Annotated in this window: 13 protein-coding genes; 11 read left to right on the forward strand and 2 right to left on the reverse strand. The window is 34.5% G+C overall.

Annotated features, from left to right (window positions below):
* Nucleotides 1-118: 118 nt before the first annotated feature.
* Entirely contained in the window at nt 119-2416 is a 2298-nt protein-coding gene (katG, locus tag ACIQ6Z_RS03750; RefSeq protein ID WP_396209596.1) for a catalase/peroxidase HPI, read from the forward strand.
* Nucleotides 2417-2488: 72 nt separating this feature from the next.
* Here katG and ACIQ6Z_RS03755 read toward each other — a convergent pair whose 3' ends face one another.
* Nucleotides 2489-2869: a RidA family protein gene (locus ACIQ6Z_RS03755; RefSeq protein WP_396209597.1), complete on the reverse strand. Its 381-nt coding sequence runs from the start codon at nt 2867-2869 to the stop codon at nt 2489-2491.
* Nucleotides 2870-2892: 23 nt separating this feature from the next.
* Complete coding sequence (locus ACIQ6Z_RS03760) at nt 2893-5526, reverse strand: putative LPS assembly protein LptD (protein WP_396209598.1); 2634 nt, start codon at nt 5524-5526, stop codon at nt 2893-2895.
* A 122-nt stretch (nt 5527-5648) separates the two neighbouring features.
* Here ACIQ6Z_RS03760 and ACIQ6Z_RS03765 point away from each other — a divergent pair, with 122 nt between their 5' ends.
* The 10 genes from ACIQ6Z_RS03765 to ACIQ6Z_RS03810 form a co-directional block, all read left to right on the forward strand.
* Entirely contained in the window at nt 5649-6737 is a 1089-nt protein-coding gene (locus ACIQ6Z_RS03765; protein WP_396209599.1) for an N-acetylmuramoyl-L-alanine amidase, read from the forward strand.
* A 10-nt stretch (nt 6738-6747) separates the two neighbouring features.
* Nucleotides 6748-7878: an N-acetylmuramoyl-L-alanine amidase gene (locus tag ACIQ6Z_RS03770; protein ID WP_396209600.1), complete on the forward strand. Its 1131-nt coding sequence runs from the start codon at nt 6748-6750 to the stop codon at nt 7876-7878.
* Between the two features lie 29 nt (nt 7879-7907).
* On the forward strand, nt 7908-8861 hold the full coding sequence (locus ACIQ6Z_RS03775) for an MlaD family protein (protein ID WP_396209601.1): 954 nt from the start codon (nt 7908-7910) through the stop codon (nt 8859-8861).
* A gap of 12 nt (nt 8862-8873) precedes the next feature.
* Nucleotides 8874-10199: a 4Fe-4S dicluster domain-containing protein gene (locus tag ACIQ6Z_RS03780; protein WP_396209602.1), complete on the forward strand. Its 1326-nt coding sequence runs from the start codon at nt 8874-8876 to the stop codon at nt 10197-10199.
* A gap of 17 nt (nt 10200-10216) precedes the next feature.
* Complete coding sequence (locus ACIQ6Z_RS03785; RefSeq protein ID WP_396209603.1) at nt 10217-10660, forward strand: phosphoheptose isomerase; 444 nt, start codon at nt 10217-10219, stop codon at nt 10658-10660.
* A 63-nt stretch (nt 10661-10723) separates the two neighbouring features.
* The gene (locus ACIQ6Z_RS03790; protein ID WP_396209604.1) at nt 10724-11515 is read left to right on the forward strand and encodes a (Fe-S)-binding protein; all 792 of its coding nucleotides are present in this window, start codon (nt 10724-10726) and stop codon (nt 11513-11515) included.
* Between the two features lie 2 nt (nt 11516-11517).
* Nucleotides 11518-12000 carry an ABC transporter ATPase gene (locus tag ACIQ6Z_RS03795; RefSeq protein ID WP_396209605.1) on the forward strand — a complete coding sequence of 161 codons (483 nt, stop codon included), beginning with the start codon at nt 11518-11520 and terminating at the stop codon, nt 11998-12000.
* 81 nt (nt 12001-12081) lie between these two features.
* Nucleotides 12082-14970: a glycoside hydrolase family 3 N-terminal domain-containing protein gene (locus ACIQ6Z_RS03800; protein WP_396209606.1), complete on the forward strand. Its 2889-nt coding sequence runs from the start codon at nt 12082-12084 to the stop codon at nt 14968-14970.
* Nucleotides 14971-14972: 2 nt separating this feature from the next.
* On the forward strand, nt 14973-15428 hold the full coding sequence (locus tag ACIQ6Z_RS03805) for a DUF1801 domain-containing protein (RefSeq protein ID WP_396209607.1): 456 nt from the start codon (nt 14973-14975) through the stop codon (nt 15426-15428).
* A 60-nt stretch (nt 15429-15488) separates the two neighbouring features.
* Nucleotides 15489-15709: glycosyltransferase (locus ACIQ6Z_RS03810; protein WP_396209608.1), on the forward strand; the 221-nt coding region annotated here is incomplete at its 3' end.

Here is a 15709-nt window from a genome sequence, read left to right on the forward strand (position 1 = left end):
TGATATATTTTACAAATAATAAATTTATCTTATGATTGTATAAGAAATAACATTTAATCTACAACACATATACCGTTTATTTATATCAAATTTGTGAAAATCTATTAATTATATTCTTATGAAAAAAGTATTATTAACCTCATCGTTTTTGCTGGCTAGTTTTTCTTTTGCTCAGCAAACAGCTACATGTCCTGTAACTGGAAAGACGGCTGCTTCAAAAGATGTTGCACATGCCAGTGCAGAATATCAGTCTATGACCGCAGCACCTTCACAAAAAGGAAGCAGTCAAGTCAATAAAAACAAAGAATGGTGGCCAAATCAATTGAATTTAGAAGTTTTACGTCAAAATTCAGAAAAATCTAATCCTTTAGGAAGTTCATTTAATTATGCTTCTGAATTTCAAAAGTTAGACTATCAAGCTTTGAAAGCTGATTTAAGTGCTTTAATGACTAAATCTGAAGATTGGTGGCCAGCTGACTTTGGTAATTATGGTCCGTTATTCATACGCATGGCTTGGCATAGCGCAGGAACGTATCGTTCAGGAGATGGACGTGGTGGTTCAAGAGCAGGTCAACAACGTTTTGCACCTTTAAATAGTTGGCCAGATAACGTTAATTTAGATAAGGCACGTCGTTTATTATGGCCAATCAAACAAAAATATGGCAACAAAATTTCTTGGGCCGATTTAATGATTTTGACTGGTAACGTAGCATTAGAATCTATGGGATTCAAAACGTACGGATTTGCCGGTGGTCGTGAAGATGTTTGGGAACCAGAAAGCAATGTATATTGGGGTTCTGAGAGTAAATTTTTAGAAAGTGCAAGAAGTGTTGAAGGAAAATTAGAAAATCCTTTAGCCGCTACTCAAATGGGATTAATTTATGTGAATCCAGAAGGACCTGCTGGAAATCCAGATCCGCTATTAGCTGCAAAAGATATTAGAGAAACATTCGGGAGAATGGGAATGAATGATGAAGAAACTACAGCTTTAAATGCAGGTGGTCATACTTTTGGAAAAACACACGGTAAAGGTCCAGCTACAAATGTAGGAGCAGATCCTGAAGCTGCAGGAATAGAGCAACAAGGATTTGGATGGAAAAGTACTTATAAATCGGGTAAAGGAATTGATGCAATTTCCTCTGGTTTAGAAGTAACTTGGACAGCGAAACCAACAGAATGGAATTATGGTTTCTTCAAAATTTTATACGATAACGAATGGGAATTGACTAAAAGTCCGGCTGGAGCTCATCAGTGGATTGCAAAAAACGGACAAGCAATTATACCTGATGCGTTTGATAAATCTATTAGACATATTCCAACAATGTTAACTACCGATTTATCATTTAGATTTGATCCTGAATATGCAAAAGTTTCAAAACGTTTTTATGATAATCCAAAAGAATTTGAAGAAGCATTTGCTAAAGCATGGTTTAAATTAACACATAGAGATATGGGTCCGAGATCGTCTTATTTAGGACCAGAAGTGCCAAAAGAAGATTTAATTTGGCAAGACCCAATTCCTGTTTTAAATCATAAAGTAGTTTCTGCAAAAGAAATTACGGCTTTAAAAGCTGAAATTGTTGCCTCAGGTTTAACCGTTCAAGAAATGGTTACAACTGCTTGGGCTTCTGCTTCAACTTACAGAGGTTCAGATAGAAGAGGTGGTGCAAATGGGGCACGAATTAGATTAGAACCACAACGCAATTGGGAAGTAAATAATCCTGCTCAATTGAATAAAGTGTTGCCCATTTTAGAAAAAATTCAAGCTAATTTCAATGCGAAATCTAAAGATAAAAAAGTTTCTTTAGCGGATTTAATTGTGTTGGCTGGAAATGTAGGTATTGAAACAGCAGCTAAAAATGCAGGTATTATGGTTGAAGTTCCTTTTTCACCAGGTAGAATGGATGCGTCTCAAGCGCAAACGGATGTTAATGGAATGGCAGTTTTAGAACCAATGGCTGATGGATTCCGTAATTACATCAAAACTCAATATACCGTCCCTACGGAAGCGTTATTAATTGATAAAGCACAATTGTTAACATTAACGGCTCCAGAAATGACCGTTTTAGTAGGAGGTATGCGTGCATTAGGGGCGAATTATAATGGTTCTAAGCATGGTATTTTTACTACTCAAAAAGACAAATTGACAAATGATTTCTTCGTTAATTTATTAGATATGAGTACGGCTTGGAGTGCAATTGATGAGAAGCAAGAAGTTTTTGAAGGAAAAGATAGAACATCAGGCGCTGCAAAATATACTGCAACTCGTGCGGATTTAATTTTCGGGTCTAACTCAGAATTAAGAGCATTGGCAGAAGTATATGCGCAAAATGATAATAAAGATAGATTTGTGAAAGATTTTGTGGCAGCTTGGACAAAAGTGATGAATTTAGATCGTTTTGATTTAAAAAAGTAAGACCAGCCTTAGTCAAACAAAAAATCCGTTACATGAATTTGTAACGGATTTTTTTATGTTGTAAAAATACAATTATTTCACAGCAATCATTGAAATCTCAATGTTTACGTTTTTAGGTAAACATGCTACTTGAACGGTCTCCCTAGCAGGTGCTGTAGCTTCATTAAAGTAGGTAGCATATACAGCATTTATGCGATTGAAATCGGCCATATCCATAATAAAAATCGTAGTTTTAATTACATTTTCAAAAGTCATATCTGCAGCTGCTAAAACTGCATTCATATTTTCCATAACTTGTTTGGTTTCGGTTTCGATATCGTCCAAAATCAATTCCATTGTGACAGGATTCAGTGCAATTTGTCCCGATGTATATAAGGTGTTTCCAACTAATACAGCTTGATTATAAGGGCCAATTGGGGCAGGTGCGTTATCTGTAAAAATTATTTTTTTCATGCTTTAAAAATAGTATGATTTATTTATTGGAATACTCTATCGGGTAACTGTCTCTTATCGTATTTAATATCACTAAGCATTCCTGATGATATGCCAATAAAAAAGCCCCAATGGGTATTGGTTCCAAAAGGAACCCAATTGAAACTCATACGCCAACTTTCCAAATCTCTTTCAAAACGCAATTGGGTAAAAGTTACACCCTGCTGTTTAAAATCATAACCAGAAGAGAATCCAACTTTCCATCTAGGTGCTAGTTCTATATTTCCGGATGCCATTACAGATTGTGATGCAATCTCGTCTTGACGTCTCGAATTATTATACGTAACTGAATAAGCAAATCGAAGATCCCAAGGAAGTTTGGTGCTGTACCATTCTGTTTTTTTATTTTCTTTTTTGTCTTCTTTTTTGTCAAATAAACTTTGACGCGTATCACTTAAATCTGTATTTCTTCCAAATAAATCATCTCCTGTACCACCATTTTGTTGGTTTTGTTCATTTGATTTTTTTTCTCCGTCAGTACTTGAAAAGGAATAATTTAAAGTTAAATTGGCACTAGTCATTCTAAACAAACTACCGCCATTATCAATATTAAATTTATTGATCCTGTTACCCACATTATCAATAGCATAGGGATCTAAAGTTGCGCCAAAATTGATGTTCATTTTTTGTTTGAACAATTGTGTTCCTCCCGTCATCCGTACAGGTGACCAAGCCAATGAATCGGCTGCAATATCATAATTGGTTGCAAAGTTTAAATTGTTCAGTAACATTACTTTTTTTGATTCCCCTTTTTTACTTTCTTTATCTAGCATTTTTGCTTCAAACGTATTACTGAATGAGAGACCAACATTATTTGAATAACTTTTTCCAGGTGCGCCAAATAATCCGCCTTCAAATTTGGAATATTCTGCAGTAGTTAATCCTGTTGCATCAATTGCATAGGTATCGTAATACTGTTCAAAACTAGGAGTGTAACCATAGGAAATATTGGGTCGAATTACATGTCGAATAGCTTGAATTTTTTTATCTTCACCAAAATTAAAAGTTCCATAAATTGTGGTTCCTATACCCGCAGAAAAATTATAGGTTCTAAATGCTTCAAACCCCTTTTGGTCGGTTATACTAACCGCATTTTCAATCAAATTAAATCTTTTTTTAATGGTGTTAAATGCCCAAACTTCGTTATAAGCAGCACCCATTGAAACACTAAAATATTTTAAAATTTTGAAATTGGTACTGATTGGAATACTGTGTTGAAATCCTGTTTTTGCATCTCTAAACATTTGCGGACTAAAAAACAAAGAATCGGCAGTTCTTATTCGGTTTTCACCTCTAATGTTGTATTGAAAATTAATATTTTTAATGATTCCTCTTTTAATTCCATCCTTCGGTGCAAATGGAAAAATTCGATCAACACTGGCTTGAAATGTAGGCAATGTCATATCAATTTGCTCTGTATTTGTATTCTGTGAATGGGTAGCAGATAGCGAAAGATTTACTTGAGGAATCGTTGGAAAAGTTTTGGAATACGATACGGAAGAACTCAAATTATTATTCAATGATGAACCAACATTATTCATGTTTACAGATTGTCTAAAATACTTGCTACTTCCTAGATTCACAGAAGCAGAAAATCTAGAATTAGCCGCTGCTTTTGAATCTTGATTGTGTGACCATTGAATGTTATATTGTTTGGATTGTGCATAATCTGGAAATCCACGTTCACTTTGAATGTTGTTTTCAAACCTAAAGTTAAATCTCCCGTTGAATTTATAGCGTTTGGCATAACTGCTTTCGGCGCGCAATCCGTAACTGCCATTGGTAAAATAGTCTCCTAAAACAGCTAAATCATAATAGTCACTTAGTGCAAAATAATACCCACCATTTTGAAGAAAATACCCTTGCCGGTTATTTTGTCCAGGTGTAGGCACAATAAAACCTGATGTACTATTTTCACTCATTGGAAAATAAGCAAAAGGTAAGAAAAGTGGAGTAGGTACATCTGCAATAACCAGGTTAGTAGGACCCACCACTACTTTTTTCTTGGGAACAAATTTCACTTTGGTAACATAAAAATAATACTCAGGATCGTCAATATCTTTAGCAGTTGTAATTCGCGCCGATTTCATAAAAACCACCGAATCATTTTCGCGCTTGGCTATTTCGGCCTTAATATTCATTTCTCCTTGTTTGGTTCTAGAATTCCAAATCAAGGCTTTACCAGTTGAATTGTTATAGACTAGTGAGTCGGGCTCAACCACATTTGTTCCTTGAGTAAAAACAGGTCTTTGTGTGTAATTTCCAGCGGTATCTTTTATTCGACCTGCATAAACTTGTTTTTTTTCAAAATCATAAACAATGATTCCGGCTTTAATATCAAAATCAGTATATTTTATGGAAGCTTCATTGTAAAGGGTAAGCTGTTTCTTTTTTTGGTCAATTTTTTCATAATCTTTGGCATTCATTTTAACAATACCCTCTAAAGCGTTTTTTTTCTTTTTAGTGGAGTCGTTCATCTTGCCATTTATGGGTTTTTCTAACATCGTTGAATTAAGTTTTAACGTATCGTTAACCTTGAATTCTTGAGCAAATGCAATCGAATTTACAATTGTTAGTAAAATTACTGATAAAACGATATGAATTAACTTTGTGTGCAATGCTTTAAATGCTATTTTTGTAAAAATTTGGCTTACTTTTTGAAGGGTCAAACTTACATATATTTTTTCGCAAAAATAATGTTTTAATAAAATTATAACTTATAAACCGTTTAATTTATACCATGGCAGTAAATAACACAATGAAATACCTTCTTCTTTCACTTGTTTTTATTAGTACAAGTATAACTTTTGCCCAGCAATCTTCATTGTTTAAGGTTGTGTTAGACGCCGGTCACGGGGGTAAAGATCCAGGAACAATGCGGGGAACAATTCGTGAAAAAGATATTGTTTTAGATGTAGTTTTACGTCTTGGGAAAATGTTGGAACAACAATCTGGAGTTAAAGTTATTTATACTCGTAAAACAGATGTTTTCATTGAACTAAGAGAACGAGCACAAATAGCAAACAAAGCAAAGGCCAATCTATTTGTTTCGGTTCATTGTAATGGAGTAAAAAGTCCAGTAGCCAAAGGTACCGAAACGTTTGTAATGGGTATGTCGCGTACCGATACAAATTTAGATATTGCTAAAAAGGAAAATGGTGTAATCTTTTTAGAAGACGATTACAACCAAAAATACAAAGGATTTGATCCAAACAATCCAGAGACCTTGTTGGGATTGAAAATTTTACAAGAAGAGTTTTTAGGACAGAGTATTGAATTGGCCTCTGAAATCGAAAAGAATTTTCAAATGACCAATCGTTTTTCAAGAGGGGTAAAACAACAGCCTATTTGGGTTTTAGATGCTACCGTTATGCCAGGTGTTTTGGTCGAACTAGGTTTTGTTTCCCACCCAGAAGAAGGATTGTATATAAGTTCGGAAGCTGGTAAAGATGAAATGGCTCAATCGCTATTTAATTCAATTATTGCCTATAAAAACACATTTTTTAATCCATCCGAAGTAGTTTTTTCTTCGGAAAATCATACCGATTCGGTACCTGCAGAACCTGAATCAGCACCAATTGGAAATGAAAAAGGACCTACAGTTAAAGGTACACACTACAAAGTGCAATTGGAAGTTGGAAACAAAAAAATTGATTTGATTCCTTCTAATTTTAAGGGTTTAGATCAAATTTCAGTAACCTATGATAATAATAAATATAAATATTTTTATGGGCTTGAAACCGATTTTGAAGCCTGTAGAAAGCGTTTGGCAGAAGCAAAAAGCAAAGGATATAAATCGGCTTATATAGTAACATTTGACACTAAATAATTGAAATAATATGATACGAAAGATCCTACTTATTTTTGTAATTTCCCAGGGATTGTTTGGTTGGGCTCAAGCTTTAAAATTTAAAGTTATTCTTGATGCAGGTCATGGAGGAAAAGATTTCGGAGCGGTTTATCACGGATCTATTGAAAAAAACATTGCCTTAAAGACTGCTTTAAAAGTGGGTGAAATTTTAGAAAAAGATCCTCAAATAGAAGTAGTATATACTCGAAAATCTGATGTTTTTGTAGAATTGCAGCAACGCGCTAACATTGCGAATAAATCGAAAGGGAGCATATTTGTTTCCATGCATTGTAATGCTAATAAAAATGAAGGAGCTGCAGGTAACGAAACCTATGTAATGGGTATCACCCGAAATGCAGCAAATTTGGCTGTAGCCAAGCATGAAAATGAAGTAGTTTCCTTAGAAGCTGATTATAAAATAAAATACGACGGGTACGATCCTAAATCTCCTGAATCTGTAATTGGTATCAATATTTTACAAGAAGAATATTTGGATCAAAGTATTGAATTGGCAGATAAGGTACAACAGTTTTTTACAAAAAAAACGAGCAATAAAAATAGAGGCGTTAAGCAAGCTGGTTTTTTAGTATTGCGTCAAATCACGATGCCAAGGGTATTGATTGAAATGGGATTTATTTCAAACAAACAAGAAGGGGCATTTTTAAATTCAACGGTAGGTCAAAACAAACTAGCTGAAGCTATTGCTGGTTCGATCATAAATTATAAAAAAGAGTTCTTTGCATCAAACAAACCTTCTAAAGCAACCCCTGTAGTTGTTGCTGATAAAAAAGTTGAAACGCCAGAAGTCAAAGAGAAACCGTTAGTTAAGCAAGTACTAAAGCCCGTTGCGCACAGCACTAAGGGAATTGTTTTTAAGGTACAAATTTCGGCTAGTCCGAGTGATTTAGATCCAACAGCAGTTGATTTTAAAGGATTGTATCCTATTTTTAAAGAACCTGCAGGAAAATTATTTAAGTATTATTTTGCCCAAGAGAAAAAATATGATGTCATTGAAAAAAAGTTAGAAGAAGCTAAGAAAAAAGGTTTTGAATCGGCATTTGTGGTAGCCTATAAAGATGGTAAAAAAATAAGCGTTTCGGAGGCAACTAAAATAAAATAAAAGATTAATTTTGTTTAAAATATTCTATTTTGAAAATATCAAGAGAAATTAAAACAGCGGTATTAGTTATTATGTCAATATTTATGTTCCTATGGGGATATAATTTTTTGAAGGGAAAAAACTTATTTGATGCCAGTAACAAATTATATGTGGTGTATGAAAATGTAGCTGGATTAGCAACCTCAGCTCCTGTAACCCTTAACGGTTTAACTATTGGTAAAGTTAATTCGATAACCATTAACCCTGATGGTAAGCTATTGGTTGAATTACACATAACTACTGACTTTCCTATTTCGAAATCCAGCATTGCAGAAATTTATGATTCGGGCATAGTTGGCGGTAGACAAATTGCTATTAAACCTAATTTATCGGATAAAAATTACACCGTTTCTGGAGATTATCTTCAAGCATCAAGTAAATTAGGATTAACAGATGCATTGGCGCAACAATTAGAACCTCTACAGGCAAAAATACAAGAATTGTTGGAAAATGCCGATGTATTATTTACCAATGTTAATGATGTTTTAGATACAAAAACACGTCAGAATCTTAAAAACAGTATCGCATCACTCGACACAACATTGGCTGAATTTAGTGTTGCATCAAAAAACATCAACGAATTGATTGCGGTTAATAAAACCAATCTTAACAGCATTGTTTCCAATTTTGATAAAACAGCGAGTAATTTTGCGGTTATTTCCGATTCGTTGGCAAAAGCTAATTTGGGACAAACAGTTAAAAATTTAGAAAAGACGTTGGCCGAAGTTGATAAAATAATGACCGCATTGGAGCAGGGTAAAGGAACGATGGGTAAATTGATTAAAGATGAAACGCTTTATACTAATTTCTCTAAAACATCTAAAGAATTAGAGTTGTTGTTACAAGATGTTCGCTTACATCCTACACGTTATGTAAATGTTTCTCTTTTTGGAAAAAAGAATAAACCTTATATGACTCCGATAAACGATACTATTAAAAAATAAACCTATAGTTTTATGAGTTTTTTAGATAATATTTTATTTGCTATACTTCTAGCAGTTGGTGCAGGTTATTTTACTATCAACGTAAAAAAACTGATTCGAAATATCAATTTGGGACACGATATCAATCGCAAGGACAATTCTTCAGAACGATGGAAAAACATGATGATGATCGCTTTTGGTCAATCAAAAATGGTAAAACGTCCAGTTGCAGGATTCTTGCATATTATTGTTTATGCCGGATTTGTCATCATTAATATAGAAGTGATTGAAATTATTATTGATGGACTTTTTGGTACTCATAGAGCATTGTCGTTCATGGGTGGTTTTTATAATGTATTAATTGCATCCTTTGAAATATTGGCAGTATTAGTATTGGTAGCTGTATTTGTATTTTGGATGCGAAGAAATGTTATAAAATTAGCCCGTTTCGCGAATTCAGATTTGAATGGTGCACCAAAAAATGATGCCAATTATATTTTGTATTTTGAAGTGGTTCTGATGTCGTTATTTTTAATCATGAATTCAGCCGATTTGCATTTGCAACAACTAGGTATTGGACATTATGACAAAGTAGGGAGTTTTCCTATTTCTCAATTCATTGCACCTTTTTTCAATGGAATGAGTGAAGGAATAGTGGTTGTAATTGAACGTGCTTCTTGGTGGTTGCATATTATTGGGATTTTAATTTTCTTAAACTATTTATATTTTTCAAAACACCTCCATATTTTATTGGCTTTCCCAAACACGTTTTATGCCGATTTGAATGCGAAAGGAAAACTGGATAATTTAGAAAGTGTTACGAATGAAGTTAAATTAATGATGGATCCAAATGCTGATCCGTTTGCAGCTCCCTCTGGTTCCGAGGCAGTTCCGGCAAAATTTGGAGCTTCTGATGTTCAAGACTTGAATTGGGTACAATTATTAAATGCGTACAGCTGTACTGAGTGTGGGCGTTGTACGTCTTCCTGTCCAGCCAATCAAACCGGTAAAAAATTATCTCCTCGAAAAATAATGATGGACACTCGCGACCGATTGGAAGAAGTGGGCAAAAATATGGATGCGAATAAAGGAATATTTATACCTGACGGAAAATCATTATTAAACGATTATATCACTGCAGAAGAATTGTGGGCATGTACTTCTTGTAATGCTTGTGTAGAGGAATGTCCTATTAGCATTAGTCCGCTATCAATTATTATCGATATGCGTCGTTATTTAGTTATGGAACAAAGTGCGGCTCCAACAGAATTAAATACAGTTATGACCAATATTGAGAATAATGGTGCCCCATGGCAATACAATCAAATGGATCGATTGAATTGGTCTAACGAAGCATAAACACAACAACTATTATAATGAATCAAGAAGAAATTGAAGGAAAATTACAGGCATTATCTGTAAATGGAGAACTATTGAGTCCGGTATTGCCAGAAGGAATTAAAAATTATTTAATCGATATTGACGGAACAATTTGCGACGATATTCCAAATGAAGAGCCAGAACGAATGGTAACTGCTGCCGTCTATCCTGACGCATTAGTAACCTTAAATAAGTGGTATGAAGAAGGACATATTATCTTCTTTTTTACCTCTAGAACCGAAGATCATCGTGCTGTTACAGAAGCTTGGCTTCAAAAACACGGATTCAAGTACCACGGCATGCTAATGGGGAAACCCAGAGGGGGAAATTACCATTGGATCGACAACCACTTAGTGAAAGCTACTCGATATAATGGAAAATTCACTGACTTAGTCGACAAAGAAGTTACTATTCAAGTATTTGATGACGAACAACAATAATAATAAATATATAGGGTATACGTTATCCGTACAAACGCATTTAACTATTAAATCTATTCTACAATGTCAGAGAATTTAAGCGTACCAACAATGGCCGAAATGATGGCTCAAGGCAAGCAGCCAGAGGTCTTGTTTTGGGTAGGATGTGCAGGAAGTTTTGATGATAGAGCAAAAAAAATCACGAAAGCTTTTGTAAAAATATTAAATCGAGCAAATGTTTCATTTGCCGTTTTAGGAACTGAGGAGAGTTGTACTGGCGATCCGGCAAAGCGAGCAGGAAATGAATTTTTATTTCAAATGCAAGCGGTAACAAATATTGAAGTAATGAATGCTTACGAGGTAAAACGCATTGTTACAGCATGTCCGCACTGTTTTAATACGTTAAAAAATGAATATCCTGAATTGGGTGGAAACTATGAAGTAATGCACCATACCGAATTTATTAAATTGTTATTGAACGAAGGTAGAATAGCTATTGAAGGCGGTCAATTTAAAGGAAAACGCATCACTTTTCATGATCCTTGTTATTTGGGAAGAGCTAATAATATATATGAAGCACCTCGCGATTTGATTCAAAAATTAGATGCAGAACTTGTTGAGATGAAACGTTCTCGTGCCAACGGATTGTGTTGCGGTGCAGGTGGGGCACAAATGTTTAAAGAACCCGAAAAAGGTACCAAAGATATCAATATTGAACGAACAGAAGATGCTCTAGAAACCAAACCAGAAATTATTGCTGCAGGATGTCCGTTTTGTAATACCATGTTAACCGATGGTATCAAGCACAAAGAGAAAGAGTCTGATGTAAAAATATATGACATTGCAGAATTAATTGCCAACGCACAAGATCTATAATTATGTACGTACCCTTTGATACACTCCCAGAAGAAGCTAAAGTTTGGATTTATCAATCCAATAGAAAGTTTTCCGATGAAGAAATTACAGCAATTGAAGAAAATTTAAAACTTTTTATAGAGAATTGGGCGGCACACGGACACCAACTTGAAGCTTCTTTCGTGACCCGTTATAATCGGTTCATCATTATCGCGGTAAATCAAGAAGTGCAAGCAGCAACTGGTTGTTCTATTGATGCTTCTGTACAATTCATTCAAAATTTAGAACAACAATATGGTGTTGATTTGTTGGATAAAATGAATGTAACATTTAAAATGGGAGAGCATGTAACATTTAAGACACTGCTAGATTTTAAAAAATTAGCCAAAGAAAAAGCTGTTTCTTCGAATACAATAGTATTTAATAATTTGGTAAATACCATTGGAGAATGGGAACAATTTTGGGAAGTGCCTGCAAGTGAAAGTTGGCACAATAGATTTTTCTAAAACGAATATTTAAACTATATTTGAAAATCATCATTCGTTTTTAGTAATGATGATTTTTTTATTATACAAATCATTGATTACATGCGTTATTTGCTCGTTTTTTTATTTTTTTCTATCATATCATTTGGACAAAAAAAATCTACTCTTCCACAAGAAGTTTGGGTGGATAGTGTTTATAACCAACTTTCTTATGAGGAAAAAGTGGGACAATTATTTATGGTGGCCGCCTATTCAAATAAAGATGAAGCCCATCATAAAGCCATCGAAAAATTGGTTGCCGAATATAAAATTGGAGGATTGATCTTTTTTCAAGGAGGACCTGTTCGTCAAGCCAAACTTACCAATCGTTATCAAGCCCAATCAAAAGTACCTTTGTTTATTGGAATAGATGCAGAATGGGGCTTGAGCATGCGTCTCGATTCTACCTATCGTTATCCGTGGAACATGACATTGGGAGCCGTTCAAGATGTAAAACTTATCGAAAAAGCTGGTAATCAAATGGCTAAACAATCGAAACGATTGGGAATTCATTTTAATTTTGCTCCTGTTGTCGACATCAATACCAATCCTAAAAATCCAATTATTGGAAACCGTTCTTTTGGTGAAACAAAAGAGACTGTTTCCATTAGAGCATTGGCATTAATGAAAGGCTTGCAAGACGAAGGGGTTTTTGCAACAGCCAAGCATTTTCCTGGACATGGAGATACGTCAACCGACTCCCATCATACGTTGCCCTCTGTTTCTTTTGATAAAGCTCGTCTTGATCAAGTAGAACTTTATCCATACAAAGAGTTGATAAAAAATGGTTTGGCTAGTGTTATGGTCGCGCATTTGAATGTACCCAGTATTGAGCCCAGAGAAAATTATCCTACTTCTATTTCGTATAATGTAGTTACCAATATATTAAAAAACGAACTGCAATTTCAAGGATTAATATTTACCGATGCCTTAAATATGAAAGGTGCCAGTAATTTTAAGAAACCTGGCGATATTGATTTAGAAGCTTTTTTAGCCGGAAATGATGTTTTGCTTTTTGCTGAAAACGTTCCTGTAGCTATTCAAAAATTCAAAGAAGCTACTACAGATGGAAGACTAACAGAAGATCGTTTGGCGTATTCTGTTAAAAAAATATTGGCTTATAAATTCAAGGCAAATCTAAACAATTACCAACCCATTCTCATGGATAATTTATATACAGATTTGAATGCAGTTGACTATGAAGCTTTAAATTATCAATTGTATGAAAATGCAGTTACAGTAATTAAAAATGACACCAAATCAATTCCATTGGCCCAATTGGATAAAGAAAAAATTGCCTATGTAAAGTTAGGTAATGATAATTCAGAGGTGTTTTTGACTAAATTGAAAAGCTATGCAAATGTTACTGAAATTGCATCAAAGGATTTAGATTCGGTATTGGTCGAGTTACAAGAGTATTCAAAAGTAATTATTGGCTATCACAAATCAGATGGCGCATGGAGAAATCATAATTTAACGTTTCGAGAATTATTATGGATTAATCAAATTGCCCAACAAAATGATGTGATTTTGTCGTTCTTTACGAAACCCTATTCGTTATTGACCATCAAAAATTTTGAGTCTATTGAAACAATTATTGTAGGGTATCAAAACAATGCGATTTCTCAATCTGTAGTGCCTCAAGTGATTTTTGGTGCTATTGGTTCCAAAGGGAAATTACCGGTTTCAATTGAAGAACATTTTAAAGTTAACGAAGGCATTGAAACCTTAGCTATCCAACGTTTAGGATTTGAAGTCCCCGAAAATGTTGGAATGAGTTCAACAGTTTTAGCGAAAATAGATGCAATTGCTAAAGGAGCAATTGATAAAAAAATGACTCCAGGTATGCAAATTGTGGTGGCCCGAAAAGGAAAAGTGGTATATCAAAAAGCATTTGGAACCCACACCTATGAAGATGGGTCATTAACAGTTAAAAATACAGATGTCTATGATATCGCTTCTTTAACTAAAATTATTGCCACTTTACCAAATATTATGCAAGAATTTGACAATGGAAATCTTACATTGGAAACCAAATTAAAGACAATGCTCCCGGTTTTTAAAGGGACAAATAAGCAAGATGCAACGTTATTGGATATGTTGACGCATCAAGCCCGTTTTCAACCTTGGATTCCGTTTTATAAAGCTACTTTAGACAGTCTTAACAGACCTTCGGCTAATTATTACAGAACACAGCCTACAGTTGATTATCAAATTAAAGTGGCAGAAGATTTGTATTTACGTACCGATTATAACGATTCCCTAATTAAAGCAATTGCAAATAGTGAGTTATTGCCAAAAAAACAATACAAGTACAGTGATTTTCCATTTATTTTATTCAAAGAATATTTAGAAAAACAGAACGAAAAGACTTTAGAATATTTGACAAAAAACAATTTCTATGCATATATAGGTGCCAATTCCTTAACATATAACCCGTTACATCAATTGGATAAAAGCGAAGTAATTCCAACTGAAATTGATAATTATTTCAGATACCAGCTGGTTCATGGCTACGTGCACGATATGGCTGCTGCTATGCAAGGTGGAATTTCTGGACACGCCGGTTTGTTTTCCAATGCCTTAGATATTGCAAAAATAATGCAAATGTATTTGCAAAAGGGGAGTTATGGAGGTAAGCAATTCATAACCCCTGAAACCCTCCAAAAATTCAATACTTGTTATTTTTGTAAAGATGGAAATAGAAGAGGGGTTGGATTTGATAAACCGCAATTGGGCTCTGAAGGTCCAACTTGTGGGTGTGTTTCATTGACAAGTTTTGGTCATACCGGTTTTACTGGAACCATGGCCTGGGCAGATCCTGAACAAGAAATTGTATATGTTTTTTTATCGAATAGAACCTATCCTGACGCCAACGCTGCTAACCGATTGTCGAAGGAGAATATTAGAGAAAATATACAAAAAGTGATTTACGAAGCAATAATTCAATAAGCATGACTTCAAAAGCAACCACAGTAGCACAATACATTAGCGAAGCGCCAGAAGATCGAAAAGAGGCCTTGCAAAAATTACGAAATGTAATCTTGGATAATTTGCCCGATGGTTTTCAGGAGTGTATTAGTTATGGCATGATTGGATATGTCGTTCCGCATTCAATTTATCCAACAGGGTATCATTGTTCGCCAGAATTACCTTTGCCTTTCTTAGCATTTGCCAGTCAAAAAAGCAGCATTAATATTTATCATATGGGAATTTATGCAAAACCCGAATTATATGATTGGTTTGTGACAGAATATCCCAAACATTCGGTGCAAAAACTTGATATTGGAAAAAGTTGTTTGCGCATTAAAAAACCCGAAAATATTCCCTTTGATTTGATTGGTGAATTGGTTAGAAAAATTTCGGTGTCGGATTGGATTGCCCTGTATGAATCGACTTTCAGAAAATAATATAAAACAATGAATCGAGTACAATCAATAAAATAGGTAATTTTATAAAAATTGAAACGAATGAAAATTGCGATAGTTTGTTATCCAACATTTGGTGGGAGTGGTGTAGTAGCAACCGAATTGGGCTTAGAATTAGCTAAAAGAGGGCACGAAATACACTTTATTACCTATAGTCAACCGGTGCGATTGGCCTTATTGAGTCCCAATGTGCACTATCATGAAGTACATGTTCCTGAATATCCCTTATTTCATTATCAGCCCTATGAATTGGCGCTATCGAG

The organism is Flavobacterium sp. (genome assembly GCF_044376915.1).
GTDB lineage: Bacteria > Bacteroidota > Bacteroidia > Flavobacteriales > Flavobacteriaceae > Flavobacterium.

What these genes read in the sequence shown, in the direction of transcription:
- katG (WP_396209596.1), top strand. Translation starts at nt 119, where the DNA reads ATGAAAAAAGTATTATTAACCTCATCGTTTTTGCTGGCTAGTTTTTCT.
- ACIQ6Z_RS03755 (WP_396209597.1), bottom strand. Translation starts at nt 2,869, where the DNA reads ATGAAAAAAATAATTTTTACAGATAACGCACCTGCCCCAATTGGCCCT.
- ACIQ6Z_RS03765 (WP_396209599.1), top strand. Translation starts at nt 5,649, where the DNA reads ATGGCAGTAAATAACACAATGAAATACCTTCTTCTTTCACTTGTTTTT.
- ACIQ6Z_RS03770 (WP_396209600.1), top strand. Translation starts at nt 6,748, where the DNA reads ATGATACGAAAGATCCTACTTATTTTTGTAATTTCCCAGGGATTGTTT.
- ACIQ6Z_RS03780 (WP_396209602.1), top strand. Translation starts at nt 8,874, where the DNA reads ATGAGTTTTTTAGATAATATTTTATTTGCTATACTTCTAGCAGTTGGT.
- ACIQ6Z_RS03785 (WP_396209603.1), top strand. Translation starts at nt 10,217, where the DNA reads ATGAATCAAGAAGAAATTGAAGGAAAATTACAGGCATTATCTGTAAAT.
- ACIQ6Z_RS03790 (WP_396209604.1), top strand. Translation starts at nt 10,724, where the DNA reads ATGTCAGAGAATTTAAGCGTACCAACAATGGCCGAAATGATGGCTCAA.
- ACIQ6Z_RS03795 (WP_396209605.1), top strand. Translation starts at nt 11,518, where the DNA reads ATGTACGTACCCTTTGATACACTCCCAGAAGAAGCTAAAGTTTGGATT.
- ACIQ6Z_RS03800 (WP_396209606.1), top strand. Translation starts at nt 12,082, where the DNA reads ATGCGTTATTTGCTCGTTTTTTTATTTTTTTCTATCATATCATTTGGA.
- ACIQ6Z_RS03805 (WP_396209607.1), top strand. Translation starts at nt 14,973, where the DNA reads ATGACTTCAAAAGCAACCACAGTAGCACAATACATTAGCGAAGCGCCA.